Below are 19,601 nucleotides of genomic sequence, written 5' to 3' on the forward strand. Positions count from 1 at the left end.
TCCCGAAATGGCATATATAAAATTGTAAATAAGTTAGAATACTAACATAGGTACTCGTTAAGTGTGCGAGATGAAAGAAAATCAAATAGAAAAATTTTGTGACATAGAAAATATTAAAAAGATTCTATTGACAAAAAATCTTGTAACTATTATTGATGCCAATGATTATGAATACATTAGTCAATGGAGTTGGTATGCCAGCTACGCACGTAGTGACTCACCTGTATATGCCTGCCGTCGCCCTTATGGAGCGAACGGTAAAACTCAAACTTTTCGTATGCACCGAGAAATTCTCATAAATCGAGGTATTAATTTAAAGGGAAAAATTGTAGATCACATCAATGGAAATACCTTAGACAATAGGTTTTCTAATTTACGAGTCACTGACTTTACTGGAAATTCTAGAAACAGAGTCAAAAATCGAAATAGCCAAAACCAGTACAAAGGTGTTCAACCTGCTGGAAATCTTGCTTGGATGGCGAAGATTGAACATGATGGTATTGTTGAATATCTTGGCACTTACGGCACGCAAGAAGAAGCAGCCAAAGCGTATAACAACGCTGCTGTTAAGGTATTTGGGGAGTTTGCCAAACTAAATGATCTGCCAAGCACGATTCAGATGACACAAAAGCTTTGCTGTGCTATTTGCGGTAAAGAGTTGTATCGTTCAGCCAAGAATCCATACTGTGTCAATCACAAGTACATAGGACGCAGAAAAAAAGCCCCTCGACAGGATGTGCCATGTATTATTGAGCATCCGGTTGCAAGGGCTGACACAGGAGAGACTTACAAATCAGTATCCGAGGCAGCTAGATGTATTGGAGTACATAGAACAGCTATCTTGTCAGCTATTAAAAATGGACATAATTGCGTTGGTACTAAATGGGAGAAAGTTGATTGTACCTCACCAGTGGACACATCTTTAGTGGGGCATCCGGCGATACAGAAGGCGCGATTGCCGCAGGATACAAGCCCATCTGGGCAATTGAAAACGACCCCCACGCCTGTAGCGTCTACAGAAAGCGATTCCCCAACGCCCAACTTGTTGAGCAAGATATCAGAGCCATCACAGACGACTTTATTCTCGCTCTCCCAATACCAGATATCACAATCCTTACTTGTCCTTGTCCAGACTTTTCCGTGGCTGGTAAGCGAGATGGACTTGCTGGAGTTCGCGGACAATTGTTTTTTGAGGGACTTAGGTTCATTAAACTTCAGCGCCCACCCGCACTCCTCTTTGAAAATGTCCGTGGCATCCTTAGCGCAGATGACGGAACTGCCTTCCCTAAAATCCTCGAATCGTTTACAAGTCTGGGGTATCGCTGCACCTGGCAACTTAGGAATGGAAATCGGCACGTCCCCCAAAACCGAGAACGGATTTTCATCGTGGGCTATCACGGCGGATGTGAGAGCGACGCAACCGAAACAAGGGTTGAAATCTTTAGCTGAGATTATTGGGGAAGGTAACGCCATTGTCTATCGCGCTGCCGGGGGCGATCGCATCTATCACGAAGAATCCCCATGCCTACGAAGTCCCAATAATTCTGGAACAGGAGCTTATAAAATCCGCGAATATCAAGGTGAAACTTATATTGAGCGCCCTATTAATGCCACAGAGGCAGAGCAATTAATGGGGTGGGAGGTTGGTTCGACTGCGATCGGGATTAATCAAGAAGGTGAAGAATTTTTCATAAGCCAAACCCAGCGAATCAAAATGTTGGGTAACGGAATTGTGCCAGCAGAAATAACCGATATTTTAACCGCAATTAAGCCGATGTTGGAGCGTAGATTGGAGGTGGAAGTGCCACATAATATGCGCTTCGCTTATCGCCAATTAAGGCAAAAAGGGATGAGTCATCAAGAGGCTATGAACATCCTTTCGCCCAAATAATTTCGCTCATCTGTTCAAAGACGCGTTCAAGTCAACAACGGCTTTATATAAATTAGTACTTTCGCTATCCGTCAATCCTTGTCCAATGGCGTAAAAATTAATTATGCCAGTATTTATATATGAAGCTGTAGCCCCATTTTGCTGATAAAGATACAATTCACTTGATGGTATTGTGGGGTTCAAGATGCCGTCTTTTTTTGCAAGTATTTTATTGTTTGATTTCAAATAGCTGCTACCATCTGGCAGGTTGGAAGCCAGCAAAAAAGAATTATTGTTGGCTTGATTTACCAAAGACAAAGGTGCGTTACCCAATGCAGACGCAAAGGTATTTGATGAAGTTACTGTAAATAATCTAAAAGAAGCTGATGCCCCAAGGTAATTTCTTGTTGAACCACCGCCGTTTACAATTTTTAAATAAGCACTAATAGATACATCAGAACCGTTGGAGAAATGATTGGCTGGGATAAATCCAGTTTTTAGTAATTTTCCCACTCCCCCTTGTAATCCAGTGGATGGTGAGTAATCATTTTCTGTGAAATTTACCCCAACCATGCAAGGATTGTCCTGATATTTTAATTTAATTAGCGCAGCAGACAAATTACTTCCTGCACTAGTCCAAACTTCCAATAATTTATCCCAAAGTCCTTGGGATATTAAATTATCACTAAAAGTCACATGAGCATCAATTGCTTGCTGGCTTAACTGTCCTCCAGCTTGAATAATCAGATTTTGGTAATCGGTTACAATTGTCATTTTATTATCTACCCAAGGATGTGTTTAAGGTTGTGATTGCGTTATACAGAGTTGTGCTTTCAGCGTCAGTTAATCCTGTATGTATTGAATAAAAATAAATAATTCCCCTAGCATTTTGAGTTATCGTGCCGCCATTGTAAGTGTATACTTGGGCTTCTGTAGATGGTAAAGTTCCAGGTGTTACAACCGATTTGGTAGCTATTTGTGTAGTATCTCTTTTTAAGTAACCACTAAGCATAGATAGATTGTTAGCGGAAACAAAGCAAGTAGTTCTGATACCGCTAGCAACAGAATAACTATTAGCAACTATTGTTGCTGCCAAACTAGTGCTTGCAAAAACACTAAACACTCTATTGCTGGTGTCACATCCAAAATAATTTATGTTATTGCTGGCATTGCCAACAGAATTTTTAATGAATAAACTAAAGCCAAAATCTACAGAACTAGCTATTTGGTTTGCTGGAATAAAACCAGTCCCTAAAAATTTGCTGGCTCCTCCTTGTAAACCTGTTGTGGGTGTGTAATCTCCTGAAACAAAGCCGTTATTTGTTAGCGAGGATTGGATTGCAGAGGGATATTTTAATTTAACTAAAGCAGCAGCTAAGTTACTTCCTGTAGAAGTCCAAACTTCTAAAAGTTTTACCCAAATCCCCGCGTTATTTAAAGTATCTACAAACGTGATTAAAGCTGAAGTACTCGTGCTATCTAAAGTGCCACCTGCCGTAGAAATTAAAGCCGAGTAAGCCGCTACTACAGTTGTCCCAAAACTTGCTGCACCAGAACTGTTTTGTCCTTGTCCCCCACCAAGTAAAATCAGCATCAGCTATAAGTTAAATTTACGACAACATCATTGGCAGCGATCGCGGTTGTATCACTATCCGTTATTCCGGCAGTAATTGCGATCGCTATTCCCGTATTGAAATTAACTCCCGATGTAAATTGAATTGCAATCCCTGCCCCTTGGGTATTAGCAGGAATCGGGATAGTCATGCTTGGCGTATCTGTGCCAACTGTTGGCGCTGAAGCTTTGTTGTAAAACTTCAGATATCTGACTGTTGAAGTCAGTCCAATTGCAACTATCGAATATAAATTTCCCGCACCTATTTTGACGCTAGCAGCATTAGTAGTTGCAGTTGAAATAAGTTTGTAAGGGGTCTGTCCGCCAACACCTGTCGAATTTGCCCTGATTGTTACAGATAATGCAGAGCCAATCAAAGCAAGAGTTGGAATGCGATCGCTAATCATCTGCCAAATCGCCGAAAGCCAGCCAAATAAACCTACCCCCCCAGAAGGCATAGTAGTGCCAGTAATCGCAGTTCCCCCAATGCGATCGCGGATCGCAATAGCGATTGCGTCGTCGGTGGCGATCGTAAATGGTTGTGAGTTTGCAGTAGTGTTGGCTCCCAGAGGGGAAGTTTTATTATCGATGGAAGTTAGTTTAGTATTGGCAACGCCTTGGAGAGTTGCAGTAGCAGGATCGGCATTTAAATTGGAAATTGCAACTGTCCATGTGCCAACTTGTCTTGCACCAACATTTTCATTCGCCCTTTCAATATTTGCAGCAGTAGGGGCAGAACTAAGTATTGTTCCAACAGTTAAATTTAACCAAATAAAACTAGCTGAGGGCGATCCACTATTGGCATCTAGTATTGCAACTCTGGATAATAAATCACCAACTGAGTATCCTGTGCTGGAAGTAAGCACATCGTAAAAGTCAGTTATTGTATCTTTATCTGTGGTCGCCAAGGGTCGTAAGCCTGCCCCCGGTGTCGTCGCACTCCCCGAAGGGTCAGTAAACGCTACAGTTATTGCTCCTGTTCCCTCGTTTATTAAATCACGACGAACATAAAAAGCTCCTGAATTATCTGTCCAGATAGTTGATGCAATGTCAATAGTAGCTTTTATCGCATCTCTCACCTGCTGTAATGTTGTGTCCGTAGCAGCATTACTTGCTAGAGGAATTGAAGACAAGCTTACAGGTTGAGTAACCCCACTACCATCAACTTTAAGAGCGCTTCCTATTAAACTGAGAATTGGAACTCTAACATTAATTAGATTCCAAATTGCTGACAACCATCCAAACCAACCTGCACCACCACTGGGCATTGTCGCTCCTGTAATGGCAGTTCCAATAGCAGCATTAAGGTTTGATAAATAGCCGCTATTTGTTGTATCAAGAGCCGCAACTACGTTCCAAGCGCCTATCTGTCGAGCGCCTACATTTTCGTTAGCCCTTTCAATATTTGTTCCGGTTGGTGCAGAACTAAGGATCGTACCTGTGGTGAGATTCAGCCAAATAAAAGTAGCAGAGGGCGATCCGCTGTTTGCGTCTAATATCGCAACCCTACCTAATAAATCACCAACCGAGTAACCAGTGCCACTTGTCAGTACATCGTAGAAATCGGTGATCGTGTCTTTGTCGGTAGTTGCTAATGGTCGCAATCCAGCGCTTGGAGTCGCAGTACTGCCTGAAGGGTCTGTGAAAGCAACAGTTATTGTCCCCGTTCCCTCGTTTACTACATCACGCCGGACATAGAAAACTCCACTATTGTCTGTCCAGATAGTTGATGCGATGTCGAGTTGAGCCTTTATCGCATCTCTGACTTGCTGTAAAGTTACGTCTGTGGCTGCACCAATCGGCAGTGGCAAGTTTAACGCTGATATCGGTTGGGTTGCGCCACTACCATCAACAGGCAATCGACCACCTAGTAAGGCATTCGGAAGGCGATCGCGTATCGCCGTCTCTAGTGCGATCTGTGCAGATTGATTTGTGGCAGAGGCATCACCACCCCCGCCACTACCACCAAAAGAGTTGATGACATTGCCATTACTATCAACGATATTAGTTTTCTGGTACGCCGTCTCTTGATACGTCATTTCGCTTAGATTTTGCTTGGGGCTGTGGCTCTGGAGCAGGTTCCGACTCTAGTGCAACAACAACTGGAGTAGCTGTTGCCAGAACAGGAGATTTTGACCAACCTGCTTGAATCCAGCCTGGTGCATCGATCGCCGCAATCTCGCGAGCGCGCCCACCATCTGGACTGTAAAGAGTTACTGGGGCGCTCATGCTGTCAAAAACGCTCCATAATTCAAGTTGCCAGGGCTGCCGATCTTGGTTGCCTTGGCGCGAACATAAATGATGTTTGGGTAAGCGGCACTAGGAAGATTTTTTTCTACCCATTCACCGCTTAGAGGAATTTGGAAGCGATTGGCAACGCCGATAGGGATAACAGTACCCACGGGGACAAAAGTAGAGTTATCAGCAGAAGCTTCGATTGTGATTGTCCACTGTGCCGAACCTGCTACATATCCAGTGTGGGCGGCGACATCAACAACTGCTTTGTAGTAGAGAAGTTCAGCGACATTTGTATTGCTGATCGCAGTCTCAGCAGTAGTCGCGCTAATAGCTACGGCGGTGGTGAAATCCCGCAAAATCAAGCTTGCATCTAGCAAGATCGCACGGCGGTTGGCGATGGTTGAACGAGCCATATTTTTAATCCTGAAAAATTTTTCAACAAGCGAAAAATGCGGTCTTGGGGTTTCCCCAAGTAGAGCAATTTTTCAACAACGACTTATCAGCTGATTGGTGGTGCGTTGGTAATCCCATACAACCGAGCAGATGCTCGACCGTGATAACAGGCGATCGCTGTGTACCAATCAACCCGTGTCCTAAATACGGGCTTGGTTTCTAACTCGCCTAAGTCACGTGAACTAACGCCATACACTCCATCTACAGCGCCTTGAATGCCATTGAGCATCATTTCTTTGAAGCACACGCAATAAATGCTTTGGCATTGAGTGCTAGAAGTACCGTCAGGACTTGTTTCGGTAAAGTCCATAATGGTGTTTCCGTTGTTGTCGTAGTCGGCGATCAGGATTGGCAGCCCGTTGTAGCTCATTACCCGATTACCAAACTCGTCTTGACTAAAATCAACGTCACCGCTTACAGTGCGGTTTCTAATTGCTTGGTTGAGCTTTCGCCGCGCAGACTTACCCATAATTAGGTGCGTGGGTGTGTCTACTGCGTCGATTAATGCATCAAGCTTTTCAAGTGAAAGTGGCCCGCCTGCGTCGTTATTGGAAATTAATTGAGAGCCGGTTAGCCGCACTTGCAGCCCATCGAAGCCGCGTGCATCAATACTGGAGTCGCCCTTGATAAAGTTATAAGTCCAAGAAAGCGCCAATGCTTTAACCTTCATCATTTCATGCACGGAGCGGACTTTATCTCCTTGCATATCAATAATTGCGCGATCAACATCTAAGTCACCGCCGAAAATTTTGAGGGCTTCAGACTGGGGGTTCAAAACGCCAACAGATTCTTTGTAACCTTCATTGATGCCCCGAAATCCTACGCCAGGGAGCTTATCTTCGCGGTTGTAGTGTTTGCCGGTTCCGGCAACATCTTCAAAGGGAATAACGCGGAGAATATCAGAAGATGCTGCGTATTCTTCAATAATTGTCGCAGTATTAATAGAGGGAGCAAGTTTTGCTGCCTCCAAAAGAGTCATTACCATGATGCGTGATGCCTAAGTCAAAAAGAAAGAAAGTTGGTTTCCTCGGCATCACGCCGACATTAAAAAAATCAACCTGAGTCACTCAAGTCTTGATGAGTAACAAGTAATGAGTTGTGAGTAATGAGTATTTACTTATTACTTTTTACTTATTACTTATTACTTATCTACTTAATTCCCAGTTCCCTGGCCTTTGCTATGCGCTCACTGCGAGGTAATGCCATAATCTGCTCTCGCAGCATCGCAGGATTCTGTGTCCCATGCTGCGATCGCACCATCCCCGAACCAGCGCCATTGCCAATCGGCTCGAAAAGTGAAGCTGTGGGCCCACCAGAGCGGAGTTTAAGCATGAGGTCGTCAACAGTTAAACTTACGCCCTTCGTATCTTTGAGTGGCGTTTTATCCTTGGGGTCGATGATGGTGATTCTGCCTTGCTCATCGAGGACGATATAATTTGCGGCGCGATCGCGGATTAAATCAAAATAAGTTAGCCCGTCGTCATCCCTGCCAGATTTACCGCCAGTGGCATAGAAAGATTTTTCAAGAGCATTCAGAATAGTTTGTTGCCTGTTGCTCTCTTGCAGCTGTTGAATCTGCTGTTGCAATGTGGTTTTTTCGCCAGTCCAGCGCTCTTTTAATTCAGCAAAATTGCGCTCTTTTTCAAGCTTGCTTTCTTCGTAGTCTCGGGCCAGTTTTTCTAATTCTTGATACTTACTAGGGTCGATACCCTTAATTTTTTCTAAGTTGCTTGAAAGTTCAGCAACTTTGGTTTCTAATTCTTTGGCTCTTTTGGCAGCTTCGTCTCGTTCTTTGCGGGTCGCCCCGACTGTATTGAGGATTTTAGTAATTTCCTCGTCAGAATATTGTTTGGTTTCGGTGGGAATTGTCGAATCTAATTCAGTAGCCATAAGTAAGCATCACGCTTATACGAACGGCTCCAGAATTCCCGCTTACCCAAGGCATACCCAAAGGGCTACTCGCAAAACATGAGTAACAAAGTAAAAAATCAAATCAACTGGCAGTAAAAGCAATGCCAGGTTTTGGCGCGATCGCCAAGATTCAATTAACCCGTACCACTCAGGATCAATATCTTGCAATGCTCTCAATAAATCCTCAGAATGCTCTTTCTCATCAAGCACAATCTGATTCAAAATCTTCTTGACATCGCTTGAGCAAACTTTGATTAATTCTCCATAAAATATAGTTTGCGATTCCTCCAGGACGTGCATAAAAGCAAGCTTATTGGGCAAGTCATAAGAGGATGCTGTTAGCCCTTTAAAAAATAATCTAGAACTCAAAAACCGGGTACTGATACCATCTACAGGCTCTCCCCAATCACCATCACCCCAGGTTAAACGATTCCAGTCTAAGGACTCTTCTTTATTCATTAAATGCTGTACTGGCAAATGAATCTTTGAGTTACCAAGGGTTGCAAAAGCTTGAGCATGATTGTATTCGCTTATTGCTTGCTCTTCCAATAAATCCTTTAATTCGGGATATGAAATCGATTGGCGACGGCAGAATAAATAAACCCCAATCTCCAATCGCTTGAGAATATCAAGCATTAAATTGTGAGGCAATTTTATAAAAATTTTTGCAAATATTTTACAAGCTAATCTATTAATCATTACGAATACCCTAATAAAGTAATTACGTTGCCAGTAACTACAAAACAAACCCCATCTAAATAATTGCTATTAGCTGGATTTTTCGCAAATATTGAAATCCATTTATAGGTAGAATTAATTGTGAGATTGAATTTGCCCCCAGCATTGGGTAATTGAGCGGTTGGGGTAGCTTCTTTTCCAGTCATTCCAGTATTTGGCTCCGCTGACCATCTGTAGATAGCGATCGCATTACTACCCGACTGAATACTGATACCAAAGCTAGGCTGAATTATTAGCCCTAAATTTGTCTGGGGTGCATAAAACTGAAGCGCTTTCCCACTTCCACCCGCCGCAGTGGTACAACCGCTTGTACAAATTATTTGCCCGCCAAAGCTTGCGCCGCCACCGCCAACACCCCCGCTTTTAAGCCATCTACCAGTACTAGGGCTATCCGTTGGTAGTAATACTAAATCATCGTCAGCTGTTGCAGTGCTGGCACTAACAAAGGCATACCAGGAAGGTAGTCCATTTGCATCAGACTTAACAAGCCGCGAATAACCATCAACCCTCTGACTGCTGGTTAAGGCTTTTAATGTGGCGATATCGGCGATCGCATATCCAGTTTGAATCGTCATTTATTAGCGGGGCATAGCATCAATGATTGGTATTCCTCCTACTGGTGCTACTAGGCTTACTTGATCGCTGATGGCGAATACTCCATTAGAAATGGCGCGTGCTGAAAATATTGTCCCTGCGGTATTTTTCGCTCTGTAATTTCCTGTATCAGCATCGTAATTGAGAATTTTCACGCTGTTTTCTAAGATGCGATCTGTTGCTTTTTGGGCTTGTACTAATTTGGAGTGATAGATGCTTCGATTGGTGTTTGCAAGCGATCGCAATATTGATAGTTCATCCATTGGTTAGGTTTTTGGATTTTATATAAATCGCGGATGGTGTTCTTGGTGAAATATCCCTTAATTCACCTTCTGGGATATATTCATCATCGTCTCCAAGAAACAAACCAGTAGATTCGTTGATTATTAATAATTTTTCCTCTTCTGATACACCAACGAATGTACCGATTGCCTCTGTCGTAATAGCGCCATCAGGTAAAAGAAATTTACGTATTCCTCCTTTAATCCAGCTTACAGATTTATAGCTAGCCCCAGATTGGATTCGAGCAAATAAATCAAACGTTTCCAATACATGCCTTGTGTAAAAATCCCACGGTCTCCATTCACTAAAAATGATTAGTCCTTGCTGTTGAGCGATTTTTCGTAAGTTGATTTTTTCAATATCGGTAAATTCGTATTCTTCCTGTTTAAATAATGGAAGGACAAAACAACTTTTGACTTTTCGGTAAATATTCGGCTGATTTAAATCTACTAATTTTACTTTTATGTGATTTTCTTGGAATACTTGAGAAATATTTATGGGTATCCTGTAGCTGTCGAAAGGTGATACTCCATATATTAGTGACACTCCAAACGTGCCACCTTCATGATGCACCCTGGGGTCAGATCCAATTGTATATATGGTTTTTGATTTATTTAAGAAGTATTTTATTATTTTATAAAAAGCTTTTTTATTGATTGTACTAGGTATATCCAGCCAACTCGAATCTTTGAGAATTACTAATCCGGTATTTGCCAATTCATTATTGACATCAATAGGAGAATCTTCTGGTTTCCGGCGAGGAAGACTGTCATAAAAATCATTCGTTAACCGAATACTGCTACCAATAGCGATCGCCCCATTAGTTTGCGGTTTTCCATAAACTTTTTTGCCATCTATTGACTCTAGTCGTGCCCGTCCAGTTGCACAATCAAAGCCAGAATAAAAAGTGGGAAGATTTGCTTCAGATTGCGCCTCTGCTGCATCAGCAATTCTCTTTTGAAATAAATGGCGGTTGATAAGCGATCGCCCTTTTAAAATATCGTTAGCTTCCTGTGACATAGCCACTATTCAAAACTACAAGAGGAATCTGATAGCTGTAACCTTGTCCATCCGGTACGGTAATCGGGCTTGATTCTACGGCATAAGCAACGATGATGCCGTTGGCGCTCCTGGCGCGGAATGTCCCAGATCCGGTATCTGTGATATTAACTGTTGAGCCGCCGCCATTGGGTTGCAATTGAAAGTCATCGGTAGTCACGCTGGCGACTTGGTAGATAGTGCCTGCGGTAATCCCGCCGGGAAGCGTGGCTAGAGCGTCAGCTGTGAAAACCAACTTATCGCCATTGACAAAACTGTGAGATGTGATGGCAATGCGATCGGTGGTGGCGTTGACATTACTGTTGGTGAAAGATTTTGATGAAACTGCCAATGAATCGGCAATTAGAAACGCAGTTTGGAACTGGAGAGAACCGCCTGAAGCAGAGAAACTGGCGCTGATCACAGGTAATTCATGGCGTTGATCGGTGGTCTCGTAGGTTCCATCACCTGAGAAACTAGCTGCCGCTCTAGCGTAATTATTAGTTGGTAGAAGTTCGCTGGAGATGAAGTCAGCCAGCGAATTTGTCCGCCCCAAGGACGCGCTGTTTGCCAGCGCTAATCGAAATTTTGTGGAATCAGGCGGGGTGCTGCCACGGAAAAGGATTTTGGCTGATTGAGTTATCCAGGCGTTGGTAAAAATTCCGGTTGGCATGGGCAGGGAATGAGGAATGGGGGGCAGGGAGCAGGGGGAGCAGGGGAAACAAGGCGAATAACCAATAACCAATAACCAATGACTAATGACCAATGACTAATGACCAAAGGCTACAAAACCCTTTCCCAGTCCACTTCATCCCAAATCACTGATTCCCATGTGGGTGATGGTTGCAAAGCATTCCAGGCGCTTTCATCAATTCCATCCCAGGTGAAATCCTCCCAGCAGAGCAAGGTGAAATCTCCGGTAAAGCTAGCGCCAATTCCTAAGCCTAATGGCAGTACAAACCCACTACTCCACTGTCCACCCTCGCCTAATCCCAATTGGATTTGTGAAGTAGTCGTAGTCAGCAAGTAGGCGTAAGACCTGAACTCAATCCCTAGCGCCATACCCAAGGGTAAGTCTTCAATTTCGGTGTAAGGAAGTGTGGTAACTCCCGGAATTACAACACTGCCGTCGGCTGGTAGAGTTACGCCGTTGATTATGGTGTTTCCATCCGGTGTAATCGTCACGTCACCCACCACAGCGTTACCCTCTGGGGTAATCACTGCGCCAGGGACGATCGCACCATTAATAGTCAGCGTACTTTCACTAATCACAATCGCCCCCACAACTGGAATTGCTGATTGCGACTGCCCTACCCAAATACCATCACACGACCACAGCGCTTTTTGGGCTGTTACCACCCAACTGCAACCATCGGCTAAGTAATTCTGGGCTGTACCGTCGAACTCAAGTACATTTACCCCAAATAGTGGCTGATACGCGCCCAGCAAACTATTGGGAATCGCCCCCGCCATTTCTTGCCCCTGCCATCTGCTTCTGAGTAATTTGCCTTCGCGCTTGGCGATCGCCTCAAGCTGTTTATTCGCGCTACTATCACTGCTTATGAAAAATTTTTCATGAGGTACTGTAATCCCTGCCAAAAATTCCACATTATACGTGCGCTCGCGTTGTTTGAAATTACCGCTGCATGGATCTTGGAATTTTGCGGTGTAGGTAACAGGGTTTTCCTCGATGCGAGTAGATGTTGGTCTACGTTCGGACGCGGGTGGCGTTTCTTGCCCTGAATTAGAGCGACGTTTCTCGCTAGAATCCCAGGTTAGCCCTAATTTCTGCTTAGTTCGCTGGTTCACATCATCAGGATATTCAATCGCCGTGCCGCCCTCAGCCTTCACCGTGGGTAAAAGTCGGTAAGTTTGGTACTCCCAGGTGTATTTGTCAATTTGCTTCCATTCTTCATACTTATATTCAGAAGTCACAAAATACTCTGGAATGGTTTGCCAATCGTCCCAGTTTTCGTTGCTCCCATTAAGGATTATTACTGCAAGCTCTTTAGTTTCGGTGACTTTATTTAAAAGTATTTCTTTAGGGTTATATGTATAGGTTTCGGTGACTTGTTTGGTGTTCACCAATCCTACGAAATTACCCACAATAAAATCGGGTCTAGCTTCTTGAATTTCTGCTAAATATTGCGATTTATCTGTATTGAAATTAGTAATTTTTTGCTTTAACTTCCCCCCTGTATCAGCATCTTCATAAGATGACTCTTCAATTCGTGATTCGCCTAAAAATAATCTAAATAATTCTGGGGGCAGATTTGGAGGGGTAGCAAATTTCTCCCAAAAAACTCTTGGAATGATTAATCCCCAAGGCTTCTCAGTGTTTGAAGTGATGGTAAATTTGCCCTCAAATTCCTCCCATTTCTGAGTTTCTGTAACTTTGTTGATTACTATTAATCCGGTGTATGTAGGGTCAAGAATCGCGGGGGAGCCGTATTGCTCAGTGACGGTTTCGCTATCAAGCTCAATCTCCCGCGTCACCATCTGTGTGCCAACCGCCTTGATTTTCTCGCAAGGTGATTCCGCCCCACCTAGTCGGCGATACCAAAGCTCATTCTCGCCAACTATCAAGGAAACTAGAGATTGAGTTGATTCGACATTAACCACAGAAATTCTAAATCTCTCTTGATTGTCAATCCACCCAACTCGATTACTGGCGTACAGCAATTTCCCCACAGATTGTAAATAGGAACCTGAAAGATTTAAAGGGTAATTGTAGAGCGTACTTGGCAAACTTCCAGTGAATGCAGTGATTCCAGCTTCACTTAATAGTTTAGTGATTACATCTCCTGCAATTTGAGAGCCACTCTTGCTGTTGTCTGCCTTGTCTGGATCGGTGGGTTCCTTGAAGTTCAGCAGGGTGATTAAATCGCCAACTTCCAAGGTTAGCTGCTGCTTTTCTACATCATATTTGGGGGTAAGTAGCCGTAGCGTACCTCGTGGGTGGCGTGTCAGGCTTCCGTTAGTATCAGCAATGTCCAGAATTACGGGTTTTCCACGGCAAAAAGCGCCGGGATTTTTGCGATCATCTAGGGATTGAGCAAAGCCTAGCGCCTTCCCCAGCACAATCTGCCCAGTAAAGGTAATCAGCCCAGATTGGTCAAGATGGCTATCGCTGCCTTGAAAAGAGATGAGGCAGGGAGTGTAATCTGTGCCTCCTATGAGTAAACGGACATTTCTGGCTGATTGGTTGGCGGACATGGGTGATGAGGCGATATCTTCAAGCCCATGATTCCTGTTGTTGGGTTACGGATTCACCAGTATATTAAATTACAAAATCAACACTATAACGCCCAAATAGTTGCGTTGTTATATTTGAGCGGTTAATGATAGGTGCATATATGGCAACTCCAGACTTTTTGGATAGATTGGTTGGTATTTTTCAAGGTGCGATCGCCTCTACCCAAGAGAACGCGCAGTTAAAGACCGAAAACGCGCAATTGAAAGCAACAAACACAGACCTACAGACAAAGCTGGATGCCGCCACGGCAGCAAGCACAGACCTACAAACAAGGCTTGATGCAACCACTGCCTCGCTGAACGAAGACGAAATCGAGAAAGCTAATACAGCAACCAAGTTGGCTTCTTTGGAACAGCTTGCATCTCAGCTTGAATCTATATCTAGCGCTACCCCTGCTGCTGCGTAAGCCAGAGTTTGGCTTCTGCAATCCGTCTGCGGCGTAAACCCGCTTCCACGTTGCTGCCTGGGTTGCAGTACAAACTAAAAACTCGCGTTACTTCCTTGACATCGCTCCATTGGTCAGAATTTTTCAGCAGTCTGCTGATACTGGTGAATCCTGAAGCAAGGTAGAAATTACTGCCTAAGTTGTAACCAAAACTCAAGATTGTCCCTTTCTGGTTTGTCGTCAGGTCATTCCAAGAGGGGATTTTTTGTAGGGGAGGGAGGTAATCTTTTTCCAGTTGGGCGATCAGCAGGCTGTCAGCTTCGGCTTGGGTGATGGTTTCTCCCAATTGCCAATTACTACCATCTAGCTTTTTGGTAGCTCCCCAGCCGATGGTTATTGGTTTACCCCCGGTGCGTGGATCTGGATATGCATGAAGATAACAACCCTCAAATTCTTTGATTAGGTCTACACCTGGTGTTGGTAAGTTTGTCATGGGTGTTGGGCGATCGCAGTGGAACACGCTCATGATTCCTTTGGCGGGGAAGTTATCTCCCTGTAAGACACAGTTGCAGAGCAACTAGAGTTGATAGTTGGTAGTAAATGCTTGCGAGCATATTTATCAAGCGGCTTGCTCCAATTGCTATAAGCTTCCCCATCCTCTACTGTCCACCAAGCTGAAACGATAACTTGGGCCGCAATTTCTTCATTAAAAAATGGTAGCCAGTATTGACGACGATAAACAATGTAGCCTCCATTAAGTCCAGCCCAACGCCTAACAAATACCCATCGAAAAAACAGGTAATTCAAGCTTTATCCAACTCCCTCAGCACAAAACCCGCCACATAGGGATACAACTGATTTTTCTGCCATTGGCTCTTAGGCTCAAGCATTCTGGCATAAAACCGCGCTGGATAAGCCACCCCGCCCGTGAAAGTTGTTTCTGTTCCCCCAGAAGCTAATGCCCTAGTCCTCGCCCCCTGCTCGATAAAATCCTGGATGCTGTCATCTATCGTGATGCGGTAATTACCTTGCTGACGACGTAAGCGATCGCATTCCCCAAATATCGCCCCAATCCCATACCACTGCTCGTAAGTCACTATTGCCGAGATTGTCCAGATGTGTTTCGGCTCGTACACTGGGCCAGAATCCAAAGGCGTGCCTGCAATCGAATATTCAGTTTGTCCTGTGTCGGCGAGAATGCGATCGTAGCTGAAGAATCGCTTCAGGGTGACTGATATTCCGCTTATTGAGAGGGTTAGTTGGCGCATAAGGGCTTTGGTATTGGCGACAGTGCTAGATTTCCTGTGAACTCTATGGCTTCACCTCATGAAAAATTTTTCATAACCCCCAACACAAGAGCGATCACTACCCAAAAAACCATCCAAGGGTATTGGGTGTTTCATTTAAGCAAAGCGATCGCTCAATCTGAGCAGTCCTTGTTAATCTTCGTCCTTCATTTCGACTAAAGTTTTATCAAGTCTATCGTTAGCTTCCTTGGCAAACTGGATGCATCGCACACTGGTCGCCATTCCTCCAACGGCAGTAAATGTTCCTTCTGTAACTTTGCCTGACAACAGTAATCCGGCTCCGATAAGGCTAATGCAAGCAGATAAAGCAGTGGCAACTAGGGCAAGGTTAAAGCTGTAGCGTGCTTGGCGTAGGCGCTCTTGGGCAATGTAAAATTCGACTGGCAAATGACTCATAGGTTTTGTTATTTGTGTGTTCAAGTTCACACTTCCAATATCGAGCCAAAAACCTATAACCTTGACTACACAAAGATTGTGTTGTAAATGACTTGTGATTTCTCTATGATTGTCTAATGCTTTAGTTTTGATTGCCTAAGCGATCGCTTTTTAAATAACTGAGTCACACCATGACAGACCCAAGCCCTAGCAGAAAAAACAAAAAAATAACTATCACAGCATCTCTAGAAGGTATTGAGATGGCGGAAAAGTCCTTGATCAGGCTAGGGTTCGATTCAAAAAGCAACTTTGCAAAGTCTCAACTAATATCTCGCAGTACAGTGACAAAATTTTTTCGGTGTCAGCCAATTCAGCTTGATTCCTTTAAAAGGATATGTGAGGCACTGAAGCTGAATTGGAGAGAAATTGCAGGGTTAACAGAAGAAAAACAACCAAACCAGCTATCGGCAAGTAGTTACAGTAGCCCTAGTAGTGATGGGGTAGTAGAGCAAGTGCAACCAGAACACCGTCAAGTAACTGTAATAGATAAACAAAGTAAAAAAATTAAAGCAGTTATCACCTTAGAAGGTGATGTAGATTCGGTTAAAAACTGGAATATTATTCAATCTGCTGTACGAGCATATCGAGGTGACACTATAGAAATTACTGATATCAAACAAGGCAGCATCAGATTATTTGTCGAAGGTTCTCCAGAGGACATTGAGCAGCTTGTATCTCGCATTAAATCAGGAGAACTAAAAACAGTAACAGGTTTTCCTGTTGAAGATGTTCAAATTTTGAGCGAAAGTTCAGAGGATGAAAGTGCCAAGTCTGATGAGAAATGGCGCTTAGTACAGAAGATTGTTAGTCAGGCAGTTAAGATGCGACATTTGAGTGGTGTCGATCTAAGCGATGCCGACCTGAGGGGTGTCAATCTAAGCGATGCCAACCTGAGCGATACTGACCTAAGCGATACTGACCTCAGCTTTGCCAACCTGAGCGATACTGACCTAAGCGATGCCGACCTAAGCAGTGCTAACCTGATTCGTGCCAACCTGATTCGTGCCAACCTGAACAGTGCCGATCTTAGTGATGCCATCTTGAGGCTTGCCGACCTGAGCGGTGCCGACCTGAGCGGTGCCGACCTGAGCGGTGCCAACCTGATTGCTGCCAACCTGAGCGATGCCAACCTGAGCGATGCCGACCTGAGTGGTGGCAACCTGAGCGGTGCCAACCTGAGCGATGCCAACCTGAGCGGTGCCGATCTTAGTGATGCCAAGCTGGGCGGTGCCGATCTTAGTGATGCCAAGCTGGGCGGTGCCGATCTTAGTGATGCCGATCTTAGTGATGCCAAGCTGGGCGGTGCCGATCTTAGTGATGCCGACCTAAGCGATGCCGACCTCCGCGGTGCCAACCTGAGTAATGCCGACCTGAGTAATGCCGACCTGAGTAATGCCGACCTGAGTAATGCCAACCTGAGTAATGCCAACTTGAGCGATGCCAACTTGAGCAGTGCCAACCTGAGCAGTGCCAACTTGAGCGATGCCAACCTGATCCGTACCGACCTGAGCAGTGCCAACCTGAGCAGTGCCAACCTGAACCGTACCGACCTGAACCGTGCCAACGTGAGCGGTGCCAACGTGAGCGGTGCCTACCTGATCCGTACCGACCTGAGCAGTGCCAACCTGAGCGGTGCCAACCTGAGCAGTGCCAACCTGAGCAGTGCCAACCTGAGCGATGCCAACCTGAGCGATGCCAACCTGAGCGGTGCCAACCTGAGCAGTGCCAACCTGAGCGATGCCAACCTGAGCGATGCCAACCTGAGCGGTGCCAACCTGAGCAGTGCCAACCTGAGCGATGTTAGTTTGGAGACTGCTATTGTTGTGAACGCCTTATTTAGCCAAAATCTAGGTCTTACAGAAAACTTGAGGCGCGACCTAGAGAAACGAGGGGCAATTTTTGGTGATCGCCCTCCAGTTCTGAGTCCAAGATAAGAAACATCCTGAAAAATTTTTCACATTCCCCCCGCCATAACCTGTCCCCGTGACATCCTATTCATCAAGTCTGCTGCATCATCAATTGGGTTAGCCGTGGAAACTGTGAGAGAGCGAGGTGTCCTAGCAACTGTAACCATGCTTTCAATCAACCTATCTAACCTCTGCTCAATCCCTTGATTCGCCATTTTCAGTGCCTCTACAAATTGATTACCTCCAGCAGACTCACGCGGTTGAATGCTGGTTGAATTTATTGCAAGAGATGTTTTATCCACTGGCGGAATATCAGCTTTGGCTCCAGTTGGCAACTTCATTTCCTCCCGTTGCCTCTGATAAGCATCAAATATGCTTTCTCCCGGCTTTAGGTCGAGTTTGGGCATTTGGTTGATGTCGATTTTTTCTGTTGCGTAGGCGCAGCCCGCCGCAGGCATCGCGTTCTAATCCCCGTTAGGGGAAGTGGTAATGGAAAGTGAAAATTTTGAGTACCAAATGTGGTTTCGTAATCAAAAGGAGTTTCCATCCCTGTTATAGGTATTAGCCGAAAGTTGGAACGGTACCCGCTGACGTACAGACGGCAGTTGACAAGTTTCCATCCCCGTTAGGGGAGTGGTTTTGGAAAGATTGCTGATACTGCTGAAGCTCAAGAGAAAACAAAGGTGTTTCCATCCCCGTGAGGGGTAATGATTTGAAAACCAATTTAGCAACCAATAACCCGTTGAAAACTGGTATGTTTCCATCCCCGTGAGGGGTAAAGGAATCAAAATGGTCACGTCACTATTGTCAGAAGCGCAGAACAAATAGCGTTTCCATCCCCGTGAGGGGTAAAGGAATCAAAACTGGTTGGAATTGAGTGCGAGGTAGTCGATGCTGTTTCGGGGTTTCCATCCCCGTGAGGGGTAAAGGAATCAAAACACTTAGAAATGATTAATCCTGTATATGCAGGTAAATTAATGTTTCCATCCCCGTGAGGGGTAAAAGAATCAAAACTATTTAGATAGACAAGCTGAGTGTAGACTTGGGTTATTGTTTCCATCCCCGTGAGGGGTAAAGGAATCAAAACGTGGAAATGAGTCTGATTATTTTGCTCATCAAAGCGGGTTTCCATCCCCGTGAGGGGTAAAGGAATCAAAACCTGATATTTTGCTTGCCGCTGCGATTGTTTTATTTGTTTCCATCCCCGTGAGGGGTAAAGGAATCAAAACTGCTATATTTCTGCGGACTTCTATACACTTGAGCCAGGTGTTTCCATCCCCGTGAGGGGTAAAGGAATCAAAACAATTTGGCGACAGAGCTTGTATGTTACGAATCTCTAACATTGTTTCCATCCCCGTGAGGGGTAAAGGAATCAAAACGCGAAATTTATACTGGCAGATGAAATCGAGGTTACCGTTTCCATCCCCGTGAGGGGTAAAGGAATCAAAACTTGATGCAATTCTGAGTTTGGTTTCTTCTCGTTTCCATCCCCGTGAGGGGTAAAGGAATCAAAACCCTACCCTTGTAGAACTATTACTACAAAAGGGTTTGAAGGTGTCATTTTAGCGGGGGGTC

21 protein-coding genes, 1 pseudogene and 1 CRISPR repeat array are annotated in these 19,601 nt (G+C 44.6%); of the genes and pseudogenes, 4 read left to right on the forward strand and 18 right to left on the reverse strand.

Going from position 1 to position 19,601, the window contains the following annotated elements; genetic code table 11:
- Positions 1-277: 277 nt before the first annotated feature.
- A pseudogene (locus V7L31_RS32670) lies at positions 278-376 on the forward strand (HNH endonuclease); the annotation flags it as partial.
- 521 nt (positions 377-897) lie between these two features.
- Positions 898-1,449 carry a DNA cytosine methyltransferase gene (locus V7L31_RS32675; protein ID WP_442944465.1) on the forward strand — a complete coding sequence of 184 codons (552 nt, stop codon included), beginning with the start codon at positions 898-900 and terminating at the stop codon, positions 1,447-1,449.
- A gap of 448 nt (positions 1,450-1,897) precedes the next feature.
- Here the strand turns inward: V7L31_RS32675 and V7L31_RS20965 are convergent, their stop codons facing one another.
- The 13 genes from V7L31_RS20965 to V7L31_RS21025 all read right to left on the reverse strand — a co-directional run bounded on the left by V7L31_RS20965 (position 1,898) and on the right by V7L31_RS21025 (position 13,952).
- Positions 1,898-2,644: a hypothetical protein gene (locus tag V7L31_RS20965; RefSeq protein WP_334698040.1), complete on the reverse strand. Its 747-nt coding sequence runs from the start codon at positions 2,642-2,644 to the stop codon at positions 1,898-1,900.
- A gap of 4 nt (positions 2,645-2,648) precedes the next feature.
- Entirely contained in the window at positions 2,649-3,464 is an 816-nt protein-coding gene (locus V7L31_RS20970) for a hypothetical protein (protein WP_334698041.1), read from the reverse strand.
- Positions 3,464-5,521 carry a hypothetical protein gene (locus tag V7L31_RS20975; RefSeq protein WP_334698042.1) on the reverse strand — a complete coding sequence of 686 codons (2,058 nt, stop codon included), beginning with the start codon at positions 5,519-5,521 and terminating at the stop codon, positions 3,464-3,466. Before V7L31_RS20975 ends, V7L31_RS20970 begins: the two co-directional genes overlap by 1 nt.
- Positions 5,487-5,711 (reverse strand): hypothetical protein, encoded by a 225-nt coding sequence (locus V7L31_RS20980; RefSeq protein WP_334698043.1) that lies wholly within the window; start codon positions 5,709-5,711, stop codon positions 5,487-5,489. Before V7L31_RS20980 ends, V7L31_RS20975 begins: the two co-directional genes overlap by 35 nt.
- Positions 5,708-6,133: a hypothetical protein gene (locus V7L31_RS20985; protein ID WP_334698044.1), complete on the reverse strand. Its 426-nt coding sequence runs from the start codon at positions 6,131-6,133 to the stop codon at positions 5,708-5,710. Before V7L31_RS20985 ends, V7L31_RS20980 begins: the two co-directional genes overlap by 4 nt.
- Positions 6,134-6,219: 86 nt before the next feature.
- Positions 6,220-7,158 (reverse strand): major capsid protein, encoded by a 939-nt coding sequence (locus V7L31_RS20990; protein WP_334698045.1) that lies wholly within the window; start codon positions 7,156-7,158, stop codon positions 6,220-6,222.
- Between the two features lie 164 nt (positions 7,159-7,322).
- Positions 7,323-8,063, reverse strand: coding sequence for a hypothetical protein (locus V7L31_RS20995; RefSeq protein ID WP_334698046.1), 741 nt, complete (start codon positions 8,061-8,063; stop codon positions 7,323-7,325).
- A 42-nt stretch (positions 8,064-8,105) separates the two neighbouring features.
- Positions 8,106-8,735 (reverse strand): hypothetical protein, encoded by a 630-nt coding sequence (locus tag V7L31_RS21000; RefSeq protein WP_334698047.1) that lies wholly within the window; start codon positions 8,733-8,735, stop codon positions 8,106-8,108.
- A 47-nt stretch (positions 8,736-8,782) separates the two neighbouring features.
- Complete coding sequence (locus V7L31_RS21005; protein ID WP_334698048.1) at positions 8,783-9,397, reverse strand: hypothetical protein; 615 nt, start codon at positions 9,395-9,397, stop codon at positions 8,783-8,785.
- A 3-nt stretch (positions 9,398-9,400) separates the two neighbouring features.
- Positions 9,401-9,679: a hypothetical protein gene (locus tag V7L31_RS21010; RefSeq protein ID WP_334698049.1), complete on the reverse strand. Its 279-nt coding sequence runs from the start codon at positions 9,677-9,679 to the stop codon at positions 9,401-9,403.
- Entirely contained in the window at positions 9,672-10,718 is a 1,047-nt protein-coding gene (locus tag V7L31_RS21015; RefSeq protein WP_334698050.1) for a hypothetical protein, read from the reverse strand. Before V7L31_RS21015 ends, V7L31_RS21010 begins: the two co-directional genes overlap by 8 nt.
- Entirely contained in the window at positions 10,702-11,409 is a 708-nt protein-coding gene (locus V7L31_RS21020; RefSeq protein WP_334698051.1) for a hypothetical protein, read from the reverse strand. Before V7L31_RS21020 ends, V7L31_RS21015 begins: the two co-directional genes overlap by 17 nt.
- 110 nt (positions 11,410-11,519) lie before the next feature.
- Positions 11,520-13,952, reverse strand: a complete 2,433-nt coding sequence (locus tag V7L31_RS21025; protein WP_334698052.1) for a hypothetical protein — start codon at positions 13,950-13,952, stop codon at positions 11,520-11,522.
- Between the two features lie 140 nt (positions 13,953-14,092).
- Between V7L31_RS21025 and V7L31_RS21030 the strand changes: the two genes are divergently transcribed.
- Positions 14,093-14,398 (forward strand): hypothetical protein, encoded by a 306-nt coding sequence (locus V7L31_RS21030; protein ID WP_334698053.1) that lies wholly within the window; start codon positions 14,093-14,095, stop codon positions 14,396-14,398.
- On the opposite strand, the gene V7L31_RS21035 is transcribed toward V7L31_RS21030, so the two are convergent.
- From V7L31_RS21035 to V7L31_RS21050, 4 genes are all read right to left on the reverse strand, one after another.
- On the reverse strand, positions 14,379-14,903 hold the full coding sequence (locus V7L31_RS21035; RefSeq protein WP_334698054.1) for a lysozyme: 525 nt from the start codon (positions 14,901-14,903) through the stop codon (positions 14,379-14,381). The two genes, V7L31_RS21030 and V7L31_RS21035, sit on opposite strands and share 20 nt — an antisense overlap.
- Positions 14,900-15,184, reverse strand: a complete 285-nt coding sequence (locus V7L31_RS21040) for a hypothetical protein (protein WP_334698055.1) — start codon at positions 15,182-15,184, stop codon at positions 14,900-14,902. Before V7L31_RS21040 ends, V7L31_RS21035 begins: the two co-directional genes overlap by 4 nt.
- Positions 15,181-15,645, reverse strand: coding sequence for a hypothetical protein (locus tag V7L31_RS21045; RefSeq protein ID WP_334698056.1), 465 nt, complete (start codon positions 15,643-15,645; stop codon positions 15,181-15,183). Before V7L31_RS21045 ends, V7L31_RS21040 begins: the two co-directional genes overlap by 4 nt.
- Before the next feature lie 171 nt (positions 15,646-15,816).
- Entirely contained in the window at positions 15,817-16,080 is a 264-nt protein-coding gene (locus V7L31_RS21050) for a TRADD-N-associated membrane domain-containing protein (RefSeq protein ID WP_334698057.1), read from the reverse strand.
- 170 nt (positions 16,081-16,250) lie between these two features.
- On the opposite strand from V7L31_RS21050, the gene V7L31_RS21055 reads away from it, so the two are divergent.
- Positions 16,251-18,053: a pentapeptide repeat-containing protein gene (locus tag V7L31_RS21055; protein ID WP_334698058.1), complete on the forward strand. Its 1,803-nt coding sequence runs from the start codon at positions 16,251-16,253 to the stop codon at positions 18,051-18,053.
- A gap of 20 nt (positions 18,054-18,073) precedes the next feature.
- On the opposite strand, the gene V7L31_RS21060 is transcribed toward V7L31_RS21055, so the two are convergent.
- On the reverse strand, positions 18,074-18,484 hold the full coding sequence (locus tag V7L31_RS21060; protein ID WP_334698059.1) for a hypothetical protein: 411 nt from the start codon (positions 18,482-18,484) through the stop codon (positions 18,074-18,076).
- A 227-nt stretch (positions 18,485-18,711) separates the two neighbouring features.
- Positions 18,712-19,541: direct repeats of the CRISPR family, unit length 35 nt; unit sequence GTTTCCATCCCCGTGAGGGGTAAAGGAATCAAAAC.
- Positions 19,542-19,601 lie beyond the last annotated feature (60 nt).

Source organism: Nostoc sp., from assembly GCF_036916655.1.
Taxonomy (GTDB): Bacteria; Cyanobacteriota; Cyanobacteriia; order Cyanobacteriales; family Nostocaceae; genus Nostoc.